This is a genomic window from Streptomyces akebiae (genome assembly GCF_019599145.1).
Lineage (GTDB): Bacteria > Actinomycetota > Actinomycetes > Streptomycetales > Streptomycetaceae > Streptomyces > Streptomyces akebiae.
In genome coordinates this window covers 3,092,383-3,112,475 of record NZ_CP080647.1, presented here as the reverse complement: position 1 = coordinate 3,112,475, position 20,093 = coordinate 3,092,383, and the positions used below count along the sequence as shown (strand labels likewise).

Annotated in this window: 11 protein-coding genes and 1 pseudogene; 9 read left to right on the top strand and 3 right to left on the bottom strand. The window is 71.9% G+C overall.

The annotated features are described in order from the left end of the window. Positions 1–107: 107 nt before the first annotated feature. Complete coding sequence (locus K1J60_RS13210; protein ID WP_220651440.1) at positions 108–3,194, top strand: helix-turn-helix transcriptional regulator; 3,087 nt, start codon at positions 108–110, stop codon at positions 3,192–3,194. A gap of 81 nt (positions 3,195–3,275) precedes the next feature. Further along, entirely contained in the window at positions 3,276–3,479 is a 204-nt protein-coding gene (locus K1J60_RS13205) for a DUF6191 domain-containing protein (protein ID WP_220646394.1), read from the top strand. A gap of 7 nt (positions 3,480–3,486) precedes the next feature. Here K1J60_RS13205 and K1J60_RS13200 read toward each other — a convergent pair whose 3' ends face one another. Next, positions 3,487–4,653, bottom strand: a complete 1,167-nt coding sequence (locus tag K1J60_RS13200) for a PQQ-dependent sugar dehydrogenase (RefSeq protein WP_220646393.1) — start codon at positions 4,651–4,653, stop codon at positions 3,487–3,489. Between the two features lie 166 nt (positions 4,654–4,819). Then, positions 4,820–5,818 (bottom strand): aldo/keto reductase, encoded by a 999-nt coding sequence (locus K1J60_RS13195; RefSeq protein ID WP_220646392.1) that lies wholly within the window; start codon positions 5,816–5,818, stop codon positions 4,820–4,822. 76 nt (positions 5,819–5,894) lie between these two features. Between K1J60_RS13195 and K1J60_RS13190 the strand changes: the two genes are divergently transcribed. From K1J60_RS13190 to K1J60_RS13160, 7 genes are all read left to right on the top strand, one after another. Continuing rightward, the gene (locus K1J60_RS13190; RefSeq protein WP_220646391.1) at positions 5,895–6,896 is read left to right on the top strand and encodes a 2-hydroxyacid dehydrogenase; all 1,002 of its coding nucleotides are present in this window, start codon (positions 5,895–5,897) and stop codon (positions 6,894–6,896) included. 392 nt (positions 6,897–7,288) lie between these two features. Beyond that, complete coding sequence (locus K1J60_RS13185; RefSeq protein WP_220646390.1) at positions 7,289–10,393, top strand: putative bifunctional diguanylate cyclase/phosphodiesterase; 3,105 nt, start codon at positions 7,289–7,291, stop codon at positions 10,391–10,393. Positions 10,394–10,640: 247 nt separating this feature from the next. Further along, positions 10,641–12,488 (top strand): acetolactate synthase large subunit, encoded by a 1,848-nt coding sequence (locus tag K1J60_RS13180; RefSeq protein ID WP_220646389.1) that lies wholly within the window; start codon positions 10,641–10,643, stop codon positions 12,486–12,488. Positions 12,489–12,513: 25 nt separating this feature from the next. Then, entirely contained in the window at positions 12,514–13,041 is a 528-nt protein-coding gene (gene ilvN, locus K1J60_RS13175) for an acetolactate synthase small subunit (protein ID WP_220646388.1), read from the top strand. Positions 13,042–13,159: 118 nt separating this feature from the next. Continuing rightward, entirely contained in the window at positions 13,160–14,161 is a 1,002-nt protein-coding gene (gene ilvC / locus K1J60_RS13170) for a ketol-acid reductoisomerase (RefSeq protein ID WP_033526863.1), read from the top strand. Positions 14,162–14,416: 255 nt separating this feature from the next. Beyond that, positions 14,417–16,006 (top strand): phosphoglycerate dehydrogenase, encoded by a 1,590-nt coding sequence (serA, locus tag K1J60_RS13165; RefSeq protein ID WP_033526864.1) that lies wholly within the window; start codon positions 14,417–14,419, stop codon positions 16,004–16,006. Between the two features lie 101 nt (positions 16,007–16,107). Continuing rightward, a complete protein-coding gene (locus K1J60_RS13160; protein WP_220646387.1) occupies positions 16,108–19,038 on the top strand; it encodes a helix-turn-helix transcriptional regulator in 2,931 nt (976 codons plus the stop codon). Here K1J60_RS13160 and K1J60_RS13155 read toward each other — a convergent pair. Continuing rightward, positions 19,016–19,949: pseudogene (locus tag K1J60_RS13155) on the bottom strand (MFS transporter). The gene K1J60_RS13160 and the pseudogene K1J60_RS13155 overlap by 23 nt on opposite strands. Positions 19,950–20,093 lie beyond the last annotated feature (144 nt).

The window sequence follows — 20,093 nt, the reverse complement described above, 5'->3', positions numbered from 1 at the left end:
GCACCGTCGGCCGAGCCGGCGCGGGGACCGTCCCGGGGGCGGACGGTCGCCTTCAGGCCGCCCGTGCGCCGCGGATAATCGGTGCCCGAGTGTCCGAGGGCCGTGCGATGCTCGGCCATGTGGAGACCAGGTCCGTCAGTCCGGTGTTCGTGGGTCGTGCCGACGAACTGAAGCTGTTGCGTGAGGCGTTGGCCCGCGCGGATGGAAGCGCCGCACGGGCGGCGGGGAACGGGGGAGACGGACGCGGCGGCCCCCAGGCGCTGCTGCTCGGCGGTGAGGCCGGGGTCGGCAAGACCCGCCTGGTCGAGGAGTTCACCGGTGAGGCCGCGCGCGGGGGCGCGGTCGTCGCCCTCGGCGGCTGTGTCGAGATCGGCGCCGACGGCCTGCCCTACGCACCCTTCACCACCGCCCTGCGCGGCCTGCGCCGCCGACTGCCCGAAGAACTGGCCGCCGCGGCCGCCGGACAGGAACAGGAACTGGCCCGGTTGCTGCCCGAGTTGGGCGAGACCTCGCGCGCACGGCACGACGAGGAGGGCACCGCGCGTCTTTTCGAACTCACCGCCCGCCTGCTGGAACGCCTCGCTGCCGACCGCACGATCGTCCTGGTCCTGGAGGACCTGCACTGGGCCGACGCCTCCACCCGCCACCTCCTCGCCTACCTCCTGCGCACACTGCGCACCGGCCGCCTCGTCGTCCTCGCCACCTACCGCTCCGACGACATCCACCGCCGCCACCCCCTGCGCCCCCTCCTCGCCGAACTCGACCGCCTGCGCACGGTCCGCCGCGTCGAACTGCCCCGCTTCAACCGTGCCGAGGTCGGCCACCAACTCGCCGGCATCCTTGCCACCGAGCCCGCACCGGAGCGCGTGGACGAGATCTTCGACCGCTCCGACGGCAACGCCTTCTTCGTCGAGGAACTCGCCGTCGCCGCCCACGACGGCGGCTGCCCCGGCCTCACCGACTCCCTGCGTGACCTGCTCCTCGTCCGCGTCGAACGGCTCCCCGAGGACGCCCAGCGGATCGCCCGCATCGTCGCCGAGGGCGGCTCCACCGTGGAGTACGCCCTGCTCGCCGCAGTGGCCCGGCTCCCCGAGGACGACCTCATCGAGGCTCTGCGGGCCGCCGTCGGCGCCAACATCCTGCTCGCCGCACCGGGCGACGACGGCTACCGCTTCCGCCACTCCCTGGTCCGCGAGGCCGTCAGCGACGACCTGCTGCCCGGCGAACGCTCCCGCCTCAACCGTCGCTACGCCGAGGCTCTGGAGGCCGACCCGGCCCTCGTCCCCACCGACGGCCGCGCCACCCGCCTGGCCAGCTACTGGTACCACGCCCACGACGCCGCCAAGGCCCTGCCCGCTGTCCTCGACGCCTCGGCCGAGGCCCGCTCCCGGCACGCCCACGCCGAGCAACTACGCCTCCTGGAGCGGGCGATGGAGCTGTGGGACGCCGCCCCCGAGCCCGTACGCGCCGCCCTCCGCCCCGTCGACTACACCGAGGTCTACCCTCCCTGCGGCTGCGACCCGGCCACCACCCCGCTGCGCTACCTCGACCTCATGGCCGAGGCCGCCGTCGCCGGACGACTGTGCGGCGAGCGGGAGCGGGCCATGCGGATCACCCGGCGCGCGCTGGATCTGCTCGCGGACGGGGGCGACCCACTGCGCACCGCCTGGTTCTGGGTCCAGCGCTCCATGCTGACCGAGGGGCTCGCCCGGGGCGACGGCTGGAAGGAACTCGCCACCGCCCAGGACCTCGTACGCGGGCTGCCGCCCTCAGAGGTGCACGCCGAGGTCCTCTCCCGGGTGGCCGGCTGGTCCATGCTCCACGCCCCCGGCCCCGACGCGCTCTCCGACGCCCAGCGCGCCGTCGACTACGCACGCATGGTGGGAGCCGAGGACATCGAACTCAACGCCCGCCTCACCCTCGGCGGCCTGATGGTCGACGCCGGTGACGTCGAGACGGGCATCGCGGTCATGGAGGAGGTCCGCCGCCGTGCCCTCGAACGCGGCCCCGCCGCCGTCGTCGGCCGCTCCTATGTGAACCTCCCGTCCTGTCTGGAGGGCATCGGACGCTCCCAGGACGCCGTGCGCCTGCTGAAGGAGGGCATCGACGTCACCCGACGCCGGGGCCTGTCGGAGTCCGAGGCCTGGGTGTGGGGCAACCTCGCCGAGTCCCTGCTCTCCCTGGGCCGCTGGGACGAAGCCCTGGAAGCGGTGCGCAAGGCCCAGAACGTCGTCTCCAGCCACAAGCCCCGAGGCCTCAGTACCCTCATCCACGCCTCCGTCGCCCTCGCCCGCGGCGACATCGCCGAGGCACGCCGCCAACTGGCGGCCGCCCGCGGCCATTACGGCCACCACAACCCCATGCCACAGAACGACCTGCCGCTCTCCTTCCTCTCCCTCGGCATCGCCGCCGCCGAGGGCCGTCTCACGGACGCCCGCGCGGAACTGGCCCGCGTCCTCGACACCGGCTTCTCCGTCGGCACCCAGCGCTACGCCTGGCCCCTGCTGCTCACCGCCGCCACCGCCGAGGCCGACGCCCGGGCCCTGCCGGCCGCCGGGCCCGGCCGCGCCGAGCTCCTCGACCGGATCTTCACCGTGGTCAAGAAGCTCACCACCGGCTCACCGATCTGGCTCGCCCACGAATGCTGGGTACGTGCCGAACTCCAGCGTGCCGAGGGCCGGACGGCCCCGGACGTCTGGTCCGACGTCGTCACCGCCTTCGAGCCCCTGGACCGGCCCTACGACCTCGCCCGCGTCCGGCACCGCCTCGCCGAGGCGCTGCTGGCCGACGGCACCGGCGACGAGGCCCGGGACCGAGCCACGGAACTGCTGCGCCTCGCGGCCGCCGTCGCCGACCACCTCGGCGCCCGCCCCCTCGCCGACGAGGTCACCCTCCTCGCCCGCCGAGCCCGCCTCACCCTGAGCCGTGCCCCCGAGCAGGCTCTCACCCCCGCCGATCCCGTGGCCGCACTCGGCCTCACCGACCGGGAGGACGACGTCCTCCGCCTGGTCGCCGCAGGCCGCACCAACCGCCAGATCGCCGAGGAACTCTTCATCTCCCCCAAGACGGCGAGCGTCCACGTCTCCAACATCCTCGCCAAGCTCGGCGTCTCCAGCCGGGGCGAGGCGGCGGCGGTGGCCCATCGTGTGGGACTGGCTCCGGCGGGGGCCGGAGAACGGCTGGCAGCGGGATGATGGTGGGGAGGACCACCGAGGCTCCGCTGTTCGGCCGGGACCGACCGCCCGCCGCCTCGTGGCCCTGGGGGAGGGAACACAGTGTTCAACGCTTTCGAGGAACTGTTCGCACCTGGCCGCAAGCACACCCGTGACGAGGAGAACCGGCTGGCACTGACCCGCGAGGACGTCGGGGACAACGATCCGGGACGCGGACCGATAGACCTCGCGTCCGGGAAGGTCGTCGTACGCCCGCCCGAGCCCGTGGAAAATGAGGCCGAGTCCGCCACGGCGGCCGAGGAGTAGGGGAGGCCTACGTCACCTCCAGCTCCAGGATCTTGTCGTCGCCCTCCTCCGGGGAACCCCGGCCGTCCGTCTCGCTGGTCACCAGCCAGAGCTTGTCGTCGCCGGCGGCGACGACCGTGCGCAGTCGGCCGTAGTCGCCCTCCAGGAAGGCCTGGGGCTCGGCGGCGGTCTCGGTGCCGTCGAGGGGGACGCGCCACAGACGCTGGCCGCGCAGGCCCGCCATCCAGACCGAGCCCTCCGCGATGGCGATCCCGCTCGGGGAGGCCTCCTCCGTGCTCCACACGGCCACCGGGTCGACATAGCCGGACTCGCCGCCCTCGCCCTCCACCTCCGGCCAGCCGTAGTTCCCGCCGGGGCGGATGTGGTTCAGCTCGTCCCAGGTGTTCTGACCGAACTCCGAGGCCCACAGGCGCTGTTCGGGGTCCCAGGCGAGCCCCTGGACGTTGCGGTGGCCGTACGAGTAGACGACGGAGTCGTCGAAGGGGTTGCCCGGAGCGGGCTGTCCCTCCGGGGTCATACGGAGGATCTTGCCGCCGAGGGAGTCCTTGTCCTGGGCCAGCGGGCCCTCGTACCGCTCGCCCGTGCTCGCGTACAGCATCCGGTCGGGGCCGAAGGCGAGCCGGCCGCCGTTGTGGTTGGTGCCCTTGGGGATGCCCCGGAGGATGGTGTCGGGGGCGCCGAGCTGTTCGCCGGCCGGCTTCTCGGGGTCGTACAGCATCCGCACGATCCGGTTGTCGGACTCCGAGGTGAAGTACGCGTAGATCATGTGGTCCGAGGCGTACTCGGGGGAGACGGCGATGCCCATGAGGCCGCCCTCGCCCGCCGGGGCGACGCCGGGGACCTCGCCGAGCTCGATCCTCCTGCCGGACTTCTCGTCGATTCTGCTGATCGTGGCCTCGTCACGGGAGGAGACGAGGAGGCCGCCCTCGGGGAGAGGCGCGAGGCCCCAGGGGGTGTCGAGGTCCTCGGCGACGGTGCGGACCACCTTCACCGAGCCCTTCGCCGGGGGCGCCTCGCCCGCCGTCCGACCGGGCGGGGACGACCCCGTACTGCTGCTGCTCGGGGACGGGCTGCCGGCCGCGTCCGTCTTCTCTCCGTCGTCGGAGGAGCAGCCGGTCGTCACCAGGAGCACGGCTGCGGCCAACGCGGCCGTCACCACTCGACGTTGCACCATCACGATCCCTTCGGCGTGGAGCTTCTACTTGTCTTACACCGCGAGGGCCCCACAAGTTCCACCTCCGCCCGAACCAGCGGATCTTTCGCCCGATGCCCGATGCCCGATGCCCGATGCCACGCTCCAGGCGGGCATCAGTTCCTCAGTCCCTCAGTTCCTCAGCACCTCAGTCCCAGGATCCCCGCGCGGGCGGAAGGCCCGCCACCTCTGCCAGGTCCTCCGGCGTCAGGCGCAGCGCGTGGGCGGCAGCGTTCTCCGTCACCCACCGTGCCTGCTTCGTACCCGGCACCGGGACCACGTGAGGGCCGAGCGACAGGATCCAGGCGAGGGCGACCTGGGCCGGGGTCACCGTCGCCCCGTGGCGGGCCGCGACCCGGCGCAGGCCGACGACGAGGGGTTGGTTGGCCGCCATCATCTCGGCGGTGAAGCGGGGGTGGCGGGCACGGAGGTCGTCCGGCTCGAAGCCTCCGCCGGGTGTCAGGGTGCCGGTGAGGAAACCGTTCCCCAGAGGCATGGCGGCGAGAAAACCTATGCCCCGGGCCACGCACCAGGGGAGGAGGGCGTCCAGGGCCTCCCGCGACCAGACCGACAACTCCGCCTGTACCGCGCTCACCGGGAAGACCTGCTGGACCCGCTGGAGCTGGCGCAGGGTGGTGTCGTGCACACCCGCTCCCGGCCGCCGGCCCGCCCGCGCGCCCACCGCGCACAGGCCCAACGCCCGCACCTTCCCGGCCTGAACGAGCTCCGCCATCGCGCCCCACGTCTCCTCCACGGGGACCTCGGGGTCCGCCCGATGGAGCTGGTAGAGGTCGATGACATCGGTCTGCAGCCGACGCAGCGAGGCGTCACAGGCACGTTTCACATAGCCGGGACGGCCGTTGGCCACGATGTGCTGCTCGCCCACCAGCAGGCCCACCTTGGTGGAGACGAAGGCCTCCGCGCGGCGCTCCTTCAGTACCCGGCCGACCAGCAGCTCATTGGTGAAGGGGCCGTACATGTCGGCCGTGTCCAGCAGCGTGGTGCCGAGGTCGAGGGCCCGGTGCACCGTCCGCATCGACTCGTCGCCCCGTTGCCGCGACCCGGTGTACGCCCAGCTCATCGGCATGCACCCGAGTCCTACGGCCCCCACCTCGAGCGTCGCCGCGCCGATCGTCCTGCGCTCCACCTGGTCGTGACCCTCCCTCTCCCGAACCCCCAACCTAACCTCTGCCGTAGCGGGTACCTGACATAGCCTCCGGAGCATGACTGCTGACGCGACTGCCGACCCGATGCCGGACGTGAACGCCGACGTGTGGCTCCCCATCCCGCCGGACGAGATCGAGGGGCTCCCGCAGGGCCCCAACTACCTCTTCTGGGACGGGGGCGAGGACGGCACGCAGCCCTATCCGGGCGACCCCGCCGACTGCGTCCTGTACGTGGTCCCCTACATGAAGCGCAAGGCGGTGGCGGCCAACCCGCTGGCGTCCATGCGGAACCTGCGGGTCGTCCAGACGCTCACGGCGGGGGTCGACGACATCACGGCCCGGCTGTCGGTGGTCGCGCCCGGTGTCCAGCTGTGCAACGCCCGTGGAGTGCACGAGGCCAGCACGGCCGAACTCGCGCTCACCCTGACCCTCGCCTCGCTGCGCGGTGTCCCCGACTTCGTGCGGGCCCAGCAACAGGAGCGCTGGCAGGGCGACTTCCGCCCCGCGCTCGCCGACAGGACCGTACTGATCGTCGGTTACGGCGCGATCGGCGCCGCCATCGAGGACCGGCTCGTACCCTTCGAGGTGGCGCGGGTGGCGCGCGTCGCGCGCTCTGAGCGCACCACGGCGCGCGGACCGGTGCATTCGTTCACCGAATTGCCCTCCCTGCTGCCGCAGGCGGATGTCGTGATCCTGTCCACGCCTCTCACGGAACAGACGAAAGGCCTGGTCAACGCCGATTTCCTGGCCCGTATGAAGAACGGGGCCCTCTTGGTGAATGTTGCCCGCGGAGGCGTCGTCGACACCAAGGCACTGCTGGCGGAACTGGACAACGGCCGCATCACCGCGGCGCTCGACGTCACCGACCCCGAGCCGCTGCCGCCGGGGCACCCGCTCTGGCGCGCGCCCGGGGTGCTCATCAGCCCGCACGTCGGCGGCCCCACGTCGGCCTTCCTGCCGCGTGCCAAAAGGCTGCTGGTGGACCAGTTGGGGCGTTTCGTGAACCGGGAGCCCTTGCGCAACGTGGTCCTTACGACAGGCGAGACGGACGACGCGTAATCCACTTCGGGCACCCTCCGCATTCCTTCGGAAGCGGAACGTGCTCGTGTTGCCGCAGGTGGTCACTGAGCGTAGAGGAACTATGTCCCTGAGTGACGAGGCTGGTGTATCGTCCCCGACAGGGGCTGCGCCGCGCACCGTTCGGCGCCGGGGACTGACTTGAGACAGCGAGGGGGGCGACGGGCGATGCACGGCCTATGGACGAACGATCCGACGCGGCGGAGCCGGCGACGGCGGCCCTGGCGAGCTGCGACGCGGAGGCACCCGCACGGGAGCCACGGCGGCCGCGGCGGTCACGGTCAGTACCACCGGCACAGCAGCCGCAGAAAGCACACCCACCCGACGCGGCGGGACCGGCGGGACACGGGAGCGGTGCGCACCGGGGAGACCCCGTGAGCACCCGCCCGTCCTCCGCCTCCACACTGGACCCCACGCTCCGTGCCGCCAAGCAGCCGCACGGGCCGCAGTCGCCCGGCGGGCAGGCGCCCGGCCGCAGTGGCGCGAGCCTACGGGCCCAGCTCATCCTCGCCCTGCTCTGCGCGGCCTACGCCGTCGGTGCCGCGTTCGGCTGGGGCAACGAGCAAGTCGCCCTCGTCATGGGCGACTTCGGGCTCAGCGCCGCCGCGGCGGCCGCGGCCGTCTCCTGCTTCCGCTACGCGCGCAGCCGCCGCAGCCGCTTTCGACCCGCCTGGCTGCTGTTCGCCCTCTCCTCCGCGATGGCGGCCCTGGGCAACGGCGTCTGGGGCTGGTACGAGGTCGTCCTGGACCGGCCCGTCCCCGAGCCGAGCTACGCGGACCTGTTCTTCCTCTGCTTCGCGCCACCCGCCATCGTCGGTCTGCTGGTGCTGGCCAAGAGGCCCGTGACCAAGGCCGGCTGGATCTGCCTGGCCCTGGACTCCTGGCTCATCGGCGGTTCCCTCGTCACCCTCTCCTGGAGCCTCGCGCTCGCCCAGAACGCCCAGCTCGAAGACTCCAACACCGCCCACACCGCACTCTCGCTGGCCTACCCGCTGCTCGACATCGCCCTGGTCAGCATGGTGCTCGCCCTGCACTTCCGTCGGTCCTCGATGCACCGCTCCGCGGTCAACACCGCGATCGGCGCCCTCGCGCTCACCGTGATGTGCGACGCCCTGTTCACCTCGCCCCTGCTGCACACCAGCTACCAGTCCGGTCAGCTCCTCGACGCCGGCTGGTTCGCGGGCTCCCTGCTCCTCGCCTACGCCCCCTGGGCCGGCCGGCGCAACGGACAGGCGGAGGAGGGCGGGCACGGGCGTGTGGTGCACGAACACATCCCCGGTCAGCGGCACGACGCGCACGCGGGCCACCGCCACGAGGTGCAGCCGGGTCATCGGCACGACGGTTCTCAGGGCGGGCACGTCCATGTGCTCCTCCAGGGAGGAGGTCACAGTCGGTATCCGGCCACCCGCCCCATCGCCGGATCCCTGGCCGCACTCACTCCGTACCTGGCCGCCGCCGTCTGCACCCTGGGCATCCTCTACAACGTCCTCAACGGCCGCAGCGTCGACCGCGTGGTGCTCATCACCGCCTGCACCGTCGTGCTCGCGCTCGTCGTCCGCCAGGGCATCATGCTCCTGGACAACATCACCCTCACCCAGGAACTGGCCCAGAAGGAGAACCACTTCCGCTCCCTGGTCCAGGGCTCCAGCGACGTCATCATGATCGCCGCACCGAACGGCATCCTCCGCTACGTCAGCCCGGCCGCCGCCGGGGTCTACGGACGCCCCGCGGAGGACCTCGTCGGCAAGGAACTGGCCTCGATCATCCACCCCGAGGACCTCGGCTGCGTCGTCCACGAGGTGCGCCGCTTCCTCGCCGCCAGCCCCGCCGAGGAGCCCACCACCCGCATCGAGTGCCGCTTCAAGTCCGGCGACGGCGGCTGGCTCAACGTGGAGTCCACGGTCAACCGCCACCACGGCGGCCTGATCTTCAACAGCCGGGACGTGACCGAAAGAGTGCGCCTGCAGGCCCAGCTGCAGCACAACGCCGAGCACGACCCGCTCACCGACCTGCCCAACCGCGCCCTGTTCACCAAGCGCGTCCAGCAGGCGCTCTCCGGCCGCCGCTCCTCCGACCGGGGCGTCGCCCTGCGCAACACGGCGGTCCTCTTCATCGACCTCGACGGCTTCAAGGCCGTCAACGACACCATCGGGCACCAGGCCGGGGACGAACTGCTCGTCCAGGCCGCGCGCAGACTCCAGGACGCCGTCCGGCAGGGGGACACCGCCTCCCGGCTCGGCGGCGACGAGTTCGCGGCCCTCATCGTCGGCGACTGCTCCCGCGACCGCGCAGCCCGGGAACAGCACATCCTGGAGCTCGCCGACCGCCTCAGGATCGCTCTCTCGCAGCCGTACACCATCGACGGCAACGACGTCCGGGTGGCCGCCTCCATCGGGGTCTCTTTCGCCGAGCCCGGCCTCGGCGCGGGCGAGCTGCTGCGCAACGCCGACCTCGCCATGTACCGCGCCAAGGCGTCCGGCAAGGGCCGCGTCGAGTTGTACAAGCCACAGATGCAGCAGGACGTCGTACGCAAGGCCGAGCTGGCCACCCGGCTGCGGGCCGCGCTGCACGACGGCGAGTTCATGCTGCTGAACCAGCCCGTGGTGGAGCTGGAGACCGGCCGGATCTCGTCGGTCGCCACGGCGGCCCGCTGGCGCTCGTCCCAAGGGGTGCTGTTCACGCCCGCCGAGTTCCTGCGCGTCTCCGAGGACAGCGACAAGACCGCCGAGCTGGGCCGCTGGATGCTGGAACAGGCCGTCGAGCAGGCCGCCGACCGTCTCACGGGCGGCCTGAACGTCCCGGTGTCCGTCCGGATGAGCGCCCGGCGCCTGCTGGACCGCTCACTGCCCCCGGGCTCGGTGGAGACGCTCCTGGCCCGCCACGGGCTGCCCTCCGGCTCCCTGGTCGTCGAACTCTCCGACACCGAGTTCAAGGGCCCGCTCGACGAGCTGGAGCGCCGCTTGCACCACCTGCGGCGCCTCGGTGTCCGGATCGCCCTGGACGGCCTCGGCAGCGGTCACGCGCCCATCACGGCGCTGCGCCGTCTCCCCGTCGACGTGCTGAAGCTGGACCGGACCCTCGTCGAGGGCATCGTGGAGTCCACCCGGCTGCACAAGATCACCCGGGGGTTGCTGCGCATCGCCGACGATCTGGGGATCCAGTCCGTCGCCGACGGCGTGGATCTGCCCGAGCAGGTGGTCGCCCTGCGCGCGATGGGCTGCACCCACGGCCAGGGCGCGGCCTTCTCCGGACCCCTGGACGAGTACCGGCTCCGCCGGGCCCTGTCCCTCGGCCACTACCCGGTGCCCGGAGGGCCCGCGGAACCCGCGTTCGCGGGTGGCGCGAGAGAGCCCGAGGGACGCGTCGGGGGTGAGCGGGCGTGGCGAGGCGCGGGGGTGTACACAAGTGGTGTACCCGCTGTCTACGGAGGCGGAAGTGCCCGTCGTTCACATAATGAGACTCCCGTCCCACCCGCTTGACACGCGGTGCGCGCGAGGGGGAGGGTCAGTGCCATGCGCACCCGAATCCTCGTACTTGGAAAGCGCGTCGGCTGAAGCTGGGACCCACCGGACGGCGATCCGGAATCCCCAGCGACCGTACCCGGCGCGCTCCCCTCGCTTGCCTCGTGGCAAGGAGGGGTTTTTTGTTGCACGGGCACCAGTCGGGCGCCAGCCCAACACCGCACGAACCTCGCAAAACACCCTCAGCATCGAGAAGAGAATGCCGATGACCGAGCAGGCCACCGGGGCCCACCATCCGCAGCCGCGGCCCCGATCCGGAGGACCGACCACCCCCGTCGAGCACGTCACGGGTGCGCAGTCCCTCATCCGCTCTCTCGAGGAGGTCGGGGCCGACACGGTATTCGGCATTCCCGGGGGCACGATCCTGCCGGCGTACGACCCGATGATGGACTCCAAGCGGGTGCGCCACGTGCTGGTCCGCCACGAGCAGGGCGCCGGCCACGCGGCCACCGGTTACGCGCAGGCCACCGGCAAGGTCGGGGTGTGCATGGCGACGTCCGGGCCGGGCGCCACCAACCTGGTCACGCCGATCGCGGACGCGCACATGGACTCCGTGCCGCTGGTCGCGATCACCGGACAGGTCGTGTCCGAGGCGATCGGTACGGACGCCTTCCAGGAGGCGGACATCGTCGGCATCACCATGCCGATCACCAAGCACAGCTTCCTCGTCACCAAGGCGGAGGACATCCCGCGGGCGATCGCGCAGGCGTTCCACATCGCCTCCACCGGCCGTCCGGGACCGGTCCTGGTCGACATCCCCAAGGACATCCTCCAGGCGAAGACGACCTTCACCTGGCCGCCGACCATGGACCTGCCCGGCTACCGGCCCGTCACCAAGCCGCACGCCAAGCAGATCCGCGAGGCCGCCAAGCTGATCACCGCCGCCAAGCGGCCCGTGCTGTACGTCGGCGGCGGTGTCCTCAAGGCGCACGCCACGGCCGAGCTGAAGGTGCTGGCCGAGCTGACCGGCGCCCCGGTCACCACCACCCTGATGGCGCTCGGCGCGTTCCCCGACAGTCACCCGCAGCACCTGGGCATGCCGGGCATGCACGGCTCGGTGGGCGCCGTCACCGGCCTGCAGAAGGCCGACCTGATCGTCGCCCTCGGCGCCCGCTTCGACGACCGTGTCACCGGCAAGCTGGACAGCTTCGCTCCGTTCGCGAAGATCGTCCACGCGGACATCGACCCGGCGGAGATCGGCAAGAACCGCGCGGCCGACGTGCCGATCGTGGGTGACGCCCGCGAGGTCATCGCCGACCTGATCCAGGCGGTGCAGAAGGAGCACAGCGAGGGCGGACAGGGCGACTACAGCGCCTGGTGGAAGGACCTCAACCGCTGGCGCGAGACCTACCCGCTCGGCTACGACCAGCCGGCCGACGGCTCGCTCTCCCCCCAGCAGGTCATCGAGCGCATCGGACAGCTCGCCCCCGAGGGCACGATCTTCACGGCGGGAGTCGGCCAGCACCAGATGTGGGCCGCCCACTTCATCCAGTACGAGAAGCCCGCCACCTGGCTGAACTCCGGCGGCGCCGGAACGATGGGGTACGCGGTCCCGGCCGCCATGGGTGCCAAGGCCGGAGCCCCGGACCGGACCGTCTGGGCGATCGACGGCGACGGCTGCTTCCAGATGACCAACCAGGAACTGACCACCTGCGCCCTGAACAACATCCCGATCAAGGTCGCCATCATCAACAACGGCGCCCTCGGCATGGTCCGCCAGTGGCAGACGCTGTTCTACAACCAGCGCTACTCCAACACCGTGCTGCACAGCGGTCCGGACGACGTCAACCCCAACGCCCGCGGCACCCGCGTCCCCGACTTCGTCAAGCTGTCGGAGGCCATGGGCTGTTACGCCATCCGTTGCGAGTCCCCGGACGACCTCGACAAGGTCATCGAGGAGGCGAACTCGATCAACGACCGCCCGGTCGTCATCGACTTCGTCGTCCACGAGGACGCGATGGTGTGGCCGATGGTCGCCGCCGGCACCTCCAACGACACGATCATGGCCGCCCGGGACGTCCGCCCCGACTTCGGCGACAACGAAGACGACTGAGAGCCGTAGGTAAAGGAACCCGACCATGTCCAAGCACACGCTCTCCGTCCTGGTGGAGAACACCCCCGGCATCCTGGCCCGGATCGCCGCCCTGTTCTCCCGCCGCGGCTTCAACATCGACTCGCTCGCGGTCGGCGTCACCGAGCACCCCGAGATCTCCCGCATCACCATCGTGGTGACGGTGGTCGAGGCACTGCCCCTGGAGCAGGTGACGAAGCAGCTCAACAAGCTCGTCAACGTCCTGAAGATCGTCGAACTGGAGCCGAGCTCCGCCGTTCAGCGGGAACTCGTTCTGGTGAAGGTGCGCGCCGACAACGAGACGCGCTCCCAGATCGTCGAGATCGTCCAGCTCTTCCGCGCCAAGACCGTCGACGTCTCCCCGGAGGCCGTCACCATCGAGGCCACCGGGTCCAGCGACAAGCTGTCCGCCATGCTCAAGATGCTGGAGCCGTTCGGCATCAAGGAGCTGGTCCAGTCCGGCACGATCGCGATCGGCCGTGGTGCCCGTTCGATCACGGATCGCTCGCTGCGCGCCCTGGACCGATCGGCCTGACCCGCGAAACGGGCGGCCGACGACGTGCGGCCGCCCGTATGCCGAGACCCGCAGACCTTCCTTCCGCCCGCCGTCATACGGTGGGACGCAACACCTGCACTCAAGGAGAGAACCCAAAGTGGCCGAGCTGTTCTACGACGCTGACGCCGACCTGTCCATCATCCAGGGCCGCAAGGTCGCGGTCATCGGCTACGGCAGCCAGGGCCACGCCCACGCGCTGTCCCTGCGTGACTCGGGCGCGGACGTCCGCGTCGGTCTGCACGAGGGCTCCAAGTCCAAGGCGAAGGCCGAGGAGCAGGGCCTGCGCGTGGTGACCCCCTCGGAGGCCGCCGCCGAGGCCGACGTCATCATGATCCTCGTCCCGGACCCGATCCAGGCCCAGGTCTACGAGGACCACATCAAGGACAACCTCAAGGACGGCGACGCGCTGTTCTTCGGCCACGGTCTGAACATCCGCTTCGGCTTCATCAAGCCCCCGGCCGGCGTCGACGTCTGCATGGTCGCCCCCAAGGGCCCGGGCCACCTGGTCCGCCGCCAGTACGAGGAGGGCCGCGGCGTTCCGTGTATCGCCGCCGTCGAGCAGGACGCCACGGGCAACGCCTTCGCGCTGGCGCTGTCGTACGCCAAGGGCATCGGCGGCACCCGTGCCGGCGTCATCAAGACGACCTTCACCGAGGAGACCGAGACCGACCTCTTCGGTGAGCAGGCCGTGCTCTGCGGTGGTACGGCCGCGCTGGTGAAGGCGGGCTTCGAGACGCTGACCGAGGCCGGCTACCAGCCGGAGATCGCGTACTTCGAGTGCCTGCACGAGCTGAAGCTGATCGTCGACCTCATGTACGAGGGCGGCCTGGAGAAGATGCGCTGGTCGATCTCCGAGACCGCTGAGTGGGGCGACTACGTCACCGGTCCCCGCATCATCACGGACGCCACCAAGGCCGAGATGAAGAAGGTCCTCGCCGAGATCCAGGACGGCACCTTCGCCCAGCAGTGGATGGACGAGTACCACGGCGGTCTGAAGAAGTACAACGAGTACAAGACCCAGGACTCCGAGCACCTGCTGGAGACCACGGGCAAGGAGCTGCGCAAGCTCATGAGCTGGGTCAACGACGAAGAGGCGTGATCCGAGAGGCCGGTCATGGCGGGTTCACCCGGTGCCATGACCGGCCTCGTCTTCACGTCCGGGTGACCTTTCCGCAGCGGCGTGGGACGACGCTCTCGGCGCCACTACACTGCCGTACTACATACGCGTCAGGCCCACAGCGTCGTGCGTCTTCCACGCGGCCAAGCGACACCGGGGAATTCCGGGTGTCACTCCCCTCCACCGCCTGCGGCCGTCGGGACGGCCGTCCGCAGCATTGGACTTGTGAGGACTCACGTGAGCTCGAAACCAGTCGTACTGATCGCTGAAGAGCTGTCGCCCGCCACCGTCGACGCGTTGGGCCCGGACTTCGAGATCCGGAACGTCAACGGAGCGGACCGAGCCGAACTGCTCCCGGCCATCGCCGACGTCGACGCCATCCTGATCCGCTCGGCCACCAAGGTCGACGCCGAGGCGATCGCCGCCGCGAAGAAGCTGAAGGTCGTCGCGCGCGCCGGTGTCGGCCTGGACAACGTGGACGTCTCCGCCGCCACCAAGGCCGGCGTGATGGTCGTCAACGCCCCCACCTCGAACATCGTGACCGCCGCCGAGCTGGCCTGCGGTCTGCTCCTCGCCACCGCCCGCCACATCCCGCAGGCGAACACGGCGCTGAAGAACGGCGAGTGGAAGCGCAGCAAGTACACGGGCGTGGAGCTGGCCGAGAAGACCCTCGGTGTCGTCGGCCTCGGCCGTATCGGTGCCCTGGTGGCCCAGCGCATGTCCGCCTTCGGCATGAAGGTGGTCGCGTACGACCCCTACGTGCAGCCCGCGCGGGCCGCGCAGATGGGCGTCAAGGTCCTGTCGCTGGACGAGCTGCTCGAGGTCTCCGACTTCATCACCGTCCACCTGCCGAAGACCCCCGAGACGGTCGGCCTGATCGGAGCCGAGGCGCTGCAGAAGGTCAAGCCCTCGGTGCGCATCGTCAACGCCGCGCGCGGCGGGATCGTCGACGAGGCCGCGCTGTACTCGGCGCTCAAGGAGGGCCGCGTCGCGGGCGCGGGCCTCGACGTGTACGCCAAGGAGCCCTGCACCGACTCGCCGCTGTTCGAGCTGGACGAGGTCGTCTGCACCCCGCACCTCGGTGCCTCCACCGACGAGGCCCAGGAGAAGGCGGGCATCGCGGTGGCGCGTTCCGTGCGGCTCGCCCTCGCCGGTGAGCTGGTCCCGGACGCGGTGAACGTCCAGGGCGGTGTCATCGCCGAGGACGTCAAGCCGGGCCTGCCGCTCGCCGAGCGGCTCGGCCGGATCTTCACCGCGCTCGCCGGTGAGGTCGCGGTCCGCCTCGACGTCGAGGTGTACGGCGAGATCACCCAGCACGATGTGAAGGTGCTGGAGCTGTCCGCGCTCAAGGGTGTCTTCGAGGACGTCGTCGACGAGACGGTGTCGTACGTCAACGCCCCGCTGTTCGCGCAGGAGCGCGGCGTCGAGGTGCGGCTGACCACCAGCTCCGAGTCGCCCGACCACCGCAATGTCGTCACCGTGCGCGGCACGCTCGGCAGTGGCGAGGAGGTGTCGGTCTCCGGCACCCTGGCCGGGCCGAAGCACCACCAGAAGATCGTCGCGGTCGGTGAGTACGACGTGGACCTCGCCCTCGCCGATCACATGGTCGTCCTCAGCTACGTCGACCGTCCCGGAGTCGTCGGCACGGTGGGCCGCATCTTCGGTGAGGCCGGTATCAACATCGCCGGAATGCAGGTCGCCCGCTCCACGGCCGGTGGCGAGGCACTGGCGGTGCTGACGGTGGACGACACCGTTCCCCAGACGGTGCTCGCCGAGGTCGCCGAGGAGATCGGCGCCACGTCGGCCCGGTCGGTCAACCTGGTCTGAGGTCACTGTTCCGCCGGAGGCGGGGCCCGGTCACCTAGGTGGCGGGGCCCCGCCTTCCGCATGCCGGGGGCGGGACGGAGGGGGCGTGTCAGGATGGCCGTGTGCCGCAGAACATATTCCACGCGCCGTTCGTCGGGCGGGACACCGAGCTGGCCCGGTTGACGGATGTGCTGGACCGGGCCCGGGCCGGCGAGCCCCGGGCCGTGCTGGTCGCCGGAGACGCGGGCGTGGGCAAGAGCCGCACGCTGGCCGAGGCCGCGGCGTACGCGGCGGGCAGCGGAACAACCGTGTTCACCGGGCACTGTGTGGACCTCGGTGACGTGGGGCTGCCGTACCTGCCGTTCACGGAGGTCCTCGGCGCCGTCGCCGCGGACGAGCGCTTCGCGCCGCTCCTCCGGGCACACCCGGCCACCGCACGCCTCCTCGGCGGAGCGGACGGCGGCGACCGGCTCCAGCTCTTCGAGGGCGTCGCGGCGTTGCTGACGGACCTCGCGGCCACGACGCCCGTCCTGCTCGTGCTGGAGGACCTGCACTGGGCCGACCAGTCCTCGCGGGACCTGCTGCGCTTCCTGCTCAGCCGGGCCGTGCTCCAGCGGCCCGCCCCCGGTGCCCCGGCCCACCGGCTCGCGGTCTTCGCCTCGTACCGCGCGGACGATCTGCACCGTCGGCACCCACTGCGCCCCCTGCTCGCCGAACTGGTGCGGCTGCCCGCCGTGGAACGGCTGGAGCTGAGGCCGATGCCGGACACGGAGGTGGCCCGGCTGGTGCGCTCGCTGCGCGCCGAGCCACTGCCCGAGGCCACGGTGGGCCGGATCGTCGAGCGGGCGGAGGGCAACGCGTTCTACGCGGAGGAGTTGCTGGCCGCGACGGCGGAGGAGCCCGGCGCGGTGCTGCCGAGCGGACTGGCCGACGTCCTGCTGATCCGGATCGAGCAACTGCCCGGCGCGGCCCAGCAGGTGCTGCGCACGGCGGCGGTCGCGGGCCGCAGGGTCGAGCACGACCTGCTGCGGGACGCCGTCCAACTCCCCGACGACGAGCTGGAGTCCGCGCTGCGCGAGGCGGTCGGCCGGCAACTGCTGCTGCCGGGCGAGGGATCGACGTACGAGTTCCGGCACGCCCTCACCCGGGAGGCCGTCTACGCGGATCTGCTGCCGGGCGAACGGGTCCGGCTGCACGGGGTGTTCGCCAAGCTGCTGGCCCGCCGCGGGCGGGCGGGGGAGAGCGCCGAGCGAGCCCACCACTCGCGCGAGAGCCACGACCTCGCCGACGCGCTGACGGCGTCCGTCGAGGCCGCCGACCACGCGCGCGGCATCGGTGCGCCCGCCGAGGAACTGCGGCAGCTGGAGGGCGCTCTCGATCTGTGGTCGTCCGTGGACGCCGGGGCCCGGCCCCGGGACCTGGACACGGTGACCCTGACCCTCCGTGCCTCGGCCGCCGCCGCGCGCGCCGGGGAGAACCACCGCGCGGTCTCGCTCTCCCGCTCGGCGCTCGCCGGAGCCGGCCCGGACGCGGACTCCGAGCTCGCTGCCCGGGTGCGCTACACGCTCGCCGGTGACCTGATGCGCGTGGACCATCTGGAGGCCGCGTTCCGGTACAGCAGCGAGGCGCTGGCGATGATCCCCGCCGAGCCGCCGTCCCGTACCTGGGTGTGGGCGGCGGCCACGCATGTGATGGCGGCGCGGTACGTGGGGGAGGACGAGGAGGCCGGGCGGGTGGCGCGAGAGGCGCTGGACGTGGCCGAGCGGCTCGGACTGGCCGACGCGCAGGCCGATCTGATCATCTCCGCGGTGGGCCTCGACCCCCGCGGCAACCGGCGCACGACGAAGGGCCGCGGGCGGCTGCGTGACGCCCGCGAGCTGGCCCGCGGCGCGGGCAACGTCCCGGTGGAGATGCGCGCCCTGTTCAACCTCGCCGTCGGTTGTTTCGAATCGGGCGACCTCGACGACTGCCTCGCCTGGCTCTCCGAGGGGCTGGACCGGGCGCGCCGCGCCGGTCTGCTCTCCTCCCCGTATCCGGTGGAGATGCGTTACCTCCACTCCCTCTGCCTCTACACGCTGGGCCGCTGGGACGAGTGCGTCCGCTCGGCCGCCGACGCCGACCGGCTGCCGTCGGAAGCCGGCTACGCGGTCGGTCCCGCCCTGTACGTCGCCCTCGCCCGGGGCGACGAGAGCGCCGTCGACCGGGCGCGGGCGCTCCTGGAGGGGCCGTACGACTTCATGGCGGCCCTCGTCGCGGGCATCACCCTCACGGAGGCGGCCCTCCTGCGGCACGATCCCGAGGCCGCGGTCGCTCAGTTCCGCACGAGTGTCGCCACCCTCACCGAGCAGGCCGGGGCCCGGCCCGACGCGACCGTCCGGTTCGCCGCGCTCACGCTGGGGGCGCTCGCTGACGCGGTGACGGAGCGGCGGTCCGCCGGGGACGAGGAGGCGGTGCGGCGCTGGGCCGCCACGGGTGAGGAGTTGGTGCGGGTCGCACGGGACACGGCCGCCGTGGGGGAGGACGGGATCGAGCAGGGGCCTGAGGGGCTGGCCTGGCTGGCGCGGGCCGAGGCGGAGTGGACGCGACTGCGCACCGGCCCCGACGTGGGGGTCTGGCGCGTGGCGGTGGACGCGTTCGGGTTCGGTGATCCGTACGAGTCGGCCCGATGCCGGCTGCGGCTGGCGGAGGCGTTGCTGGCGGCGGGGGCGCGGGAGGAGGCGGGGGCCGAGGCCCGGGCGGTGGGGGAGACCGCCGACCGGCTGGGCGCCGTGCCGCTGCGCTCCGCCCTGGACGCGCTGGTCCGGCGGGGGCGGTTGGGCGAGACCCCTGGGGGCGGGGGCGTGCCCGCGCTCACCACGCGGGAGAACGACGTCCTGCGGCTGCTCGCGCGCGGCCGGACCAACCGGCAGATCGGCGACGAGCTGTTCATCACCGGGAAGACGGCGAGCGTCCATGTGTCCAACATCCTGGCCAAGCTGGGCGCGGCGAGCCGTACGGAGGCGGTGGCCATCGCCTACCGGGAGGGACTGATCACGAGCGGCTCGCCGACCTGATCCCGCGCGCCGTCGGCGTCGCGGTTTCCGTCTCTGTTACCGGACCCCGGCTCCCGGCCGTTGCGCATCTGCGGGCCGCCGGGCCCGGCAGGCGTTCGGCCACCGCGAGGGCACCCCCGAGGGTCTCGCGGGCCGGGGCGGGCGCGGATGCCGGGACCCGGTGGTGGTAAAGGGCCGTACCGACTGAGCCGAGGGCGGCCGCGCCGAGGGCGCCGCCGAAAGCCTGGCCGGTCCCCACGAGAGTGGACGCGCAGCCGGCGCGTTCGACGGGGGTGGCGTCCAGGGCGAGGGCGGTCAGCTGGGCGAGGCGAGGGCGGCGACGAGACGGGCAGGACGGCCGCCATCGACAGCGGCCGCTCGGCAGGTCGAAGCGGCCCGGGGCCGGGTCCCTCGACTCCGGGAGCAGGAGCGGGCCGAGGAGCAGCAGCAGCGCCGTCGCGGGGAGGTTCACCAGGAAGACCGAGCCCCACCAGAAGTGCTCCACCAGGACGCCGCTGAGCACCGGGCCGAGTGCGACGCCGGCCGTCAGCCTGCCCGACCAGATGCCGAACGCCATCGCCCGTGGGCCGGGGTCCGTGAACATTGTCCAGGTCAGCGCCATCGTCGACGGCAGGAGCGCGGCGCCTCCGACGCCGAGCAGCGCACGCCCCACGATGAGCGTCTCGGTGCTGTTCGCGCCGGCGGCCACCAGGGACGCCGCGCCGAAGACGACCGCCCCGATCAGCAGGAGCCGACGGCGGCCGACCCGCTCACCGAGCGAGCCCATCGTGATCAGCAGCCCGGCCAGCACGAACGCGTGGATGTCGAGGATCCACAGGAGTTCGGTGCCGGGGTCGCAGCTGGGCGCTGATCGCCGGGACCGCGGAGCAGAGCACCGACACGTCCGTCGCGACCAGCAGCGGCGGAAGCATCAGGACGCAGAGGCCGGCCCGTTCCCGGCGTCCGGCGCGGGCCACGGGGGGTGGGACTGGTCGTCATGACAGTGACCGCGCGAGTGTCTTATACGTACGTATAGCGCGAGCGTATGAATCCCCTATATGGAACGTGTGTGTAAA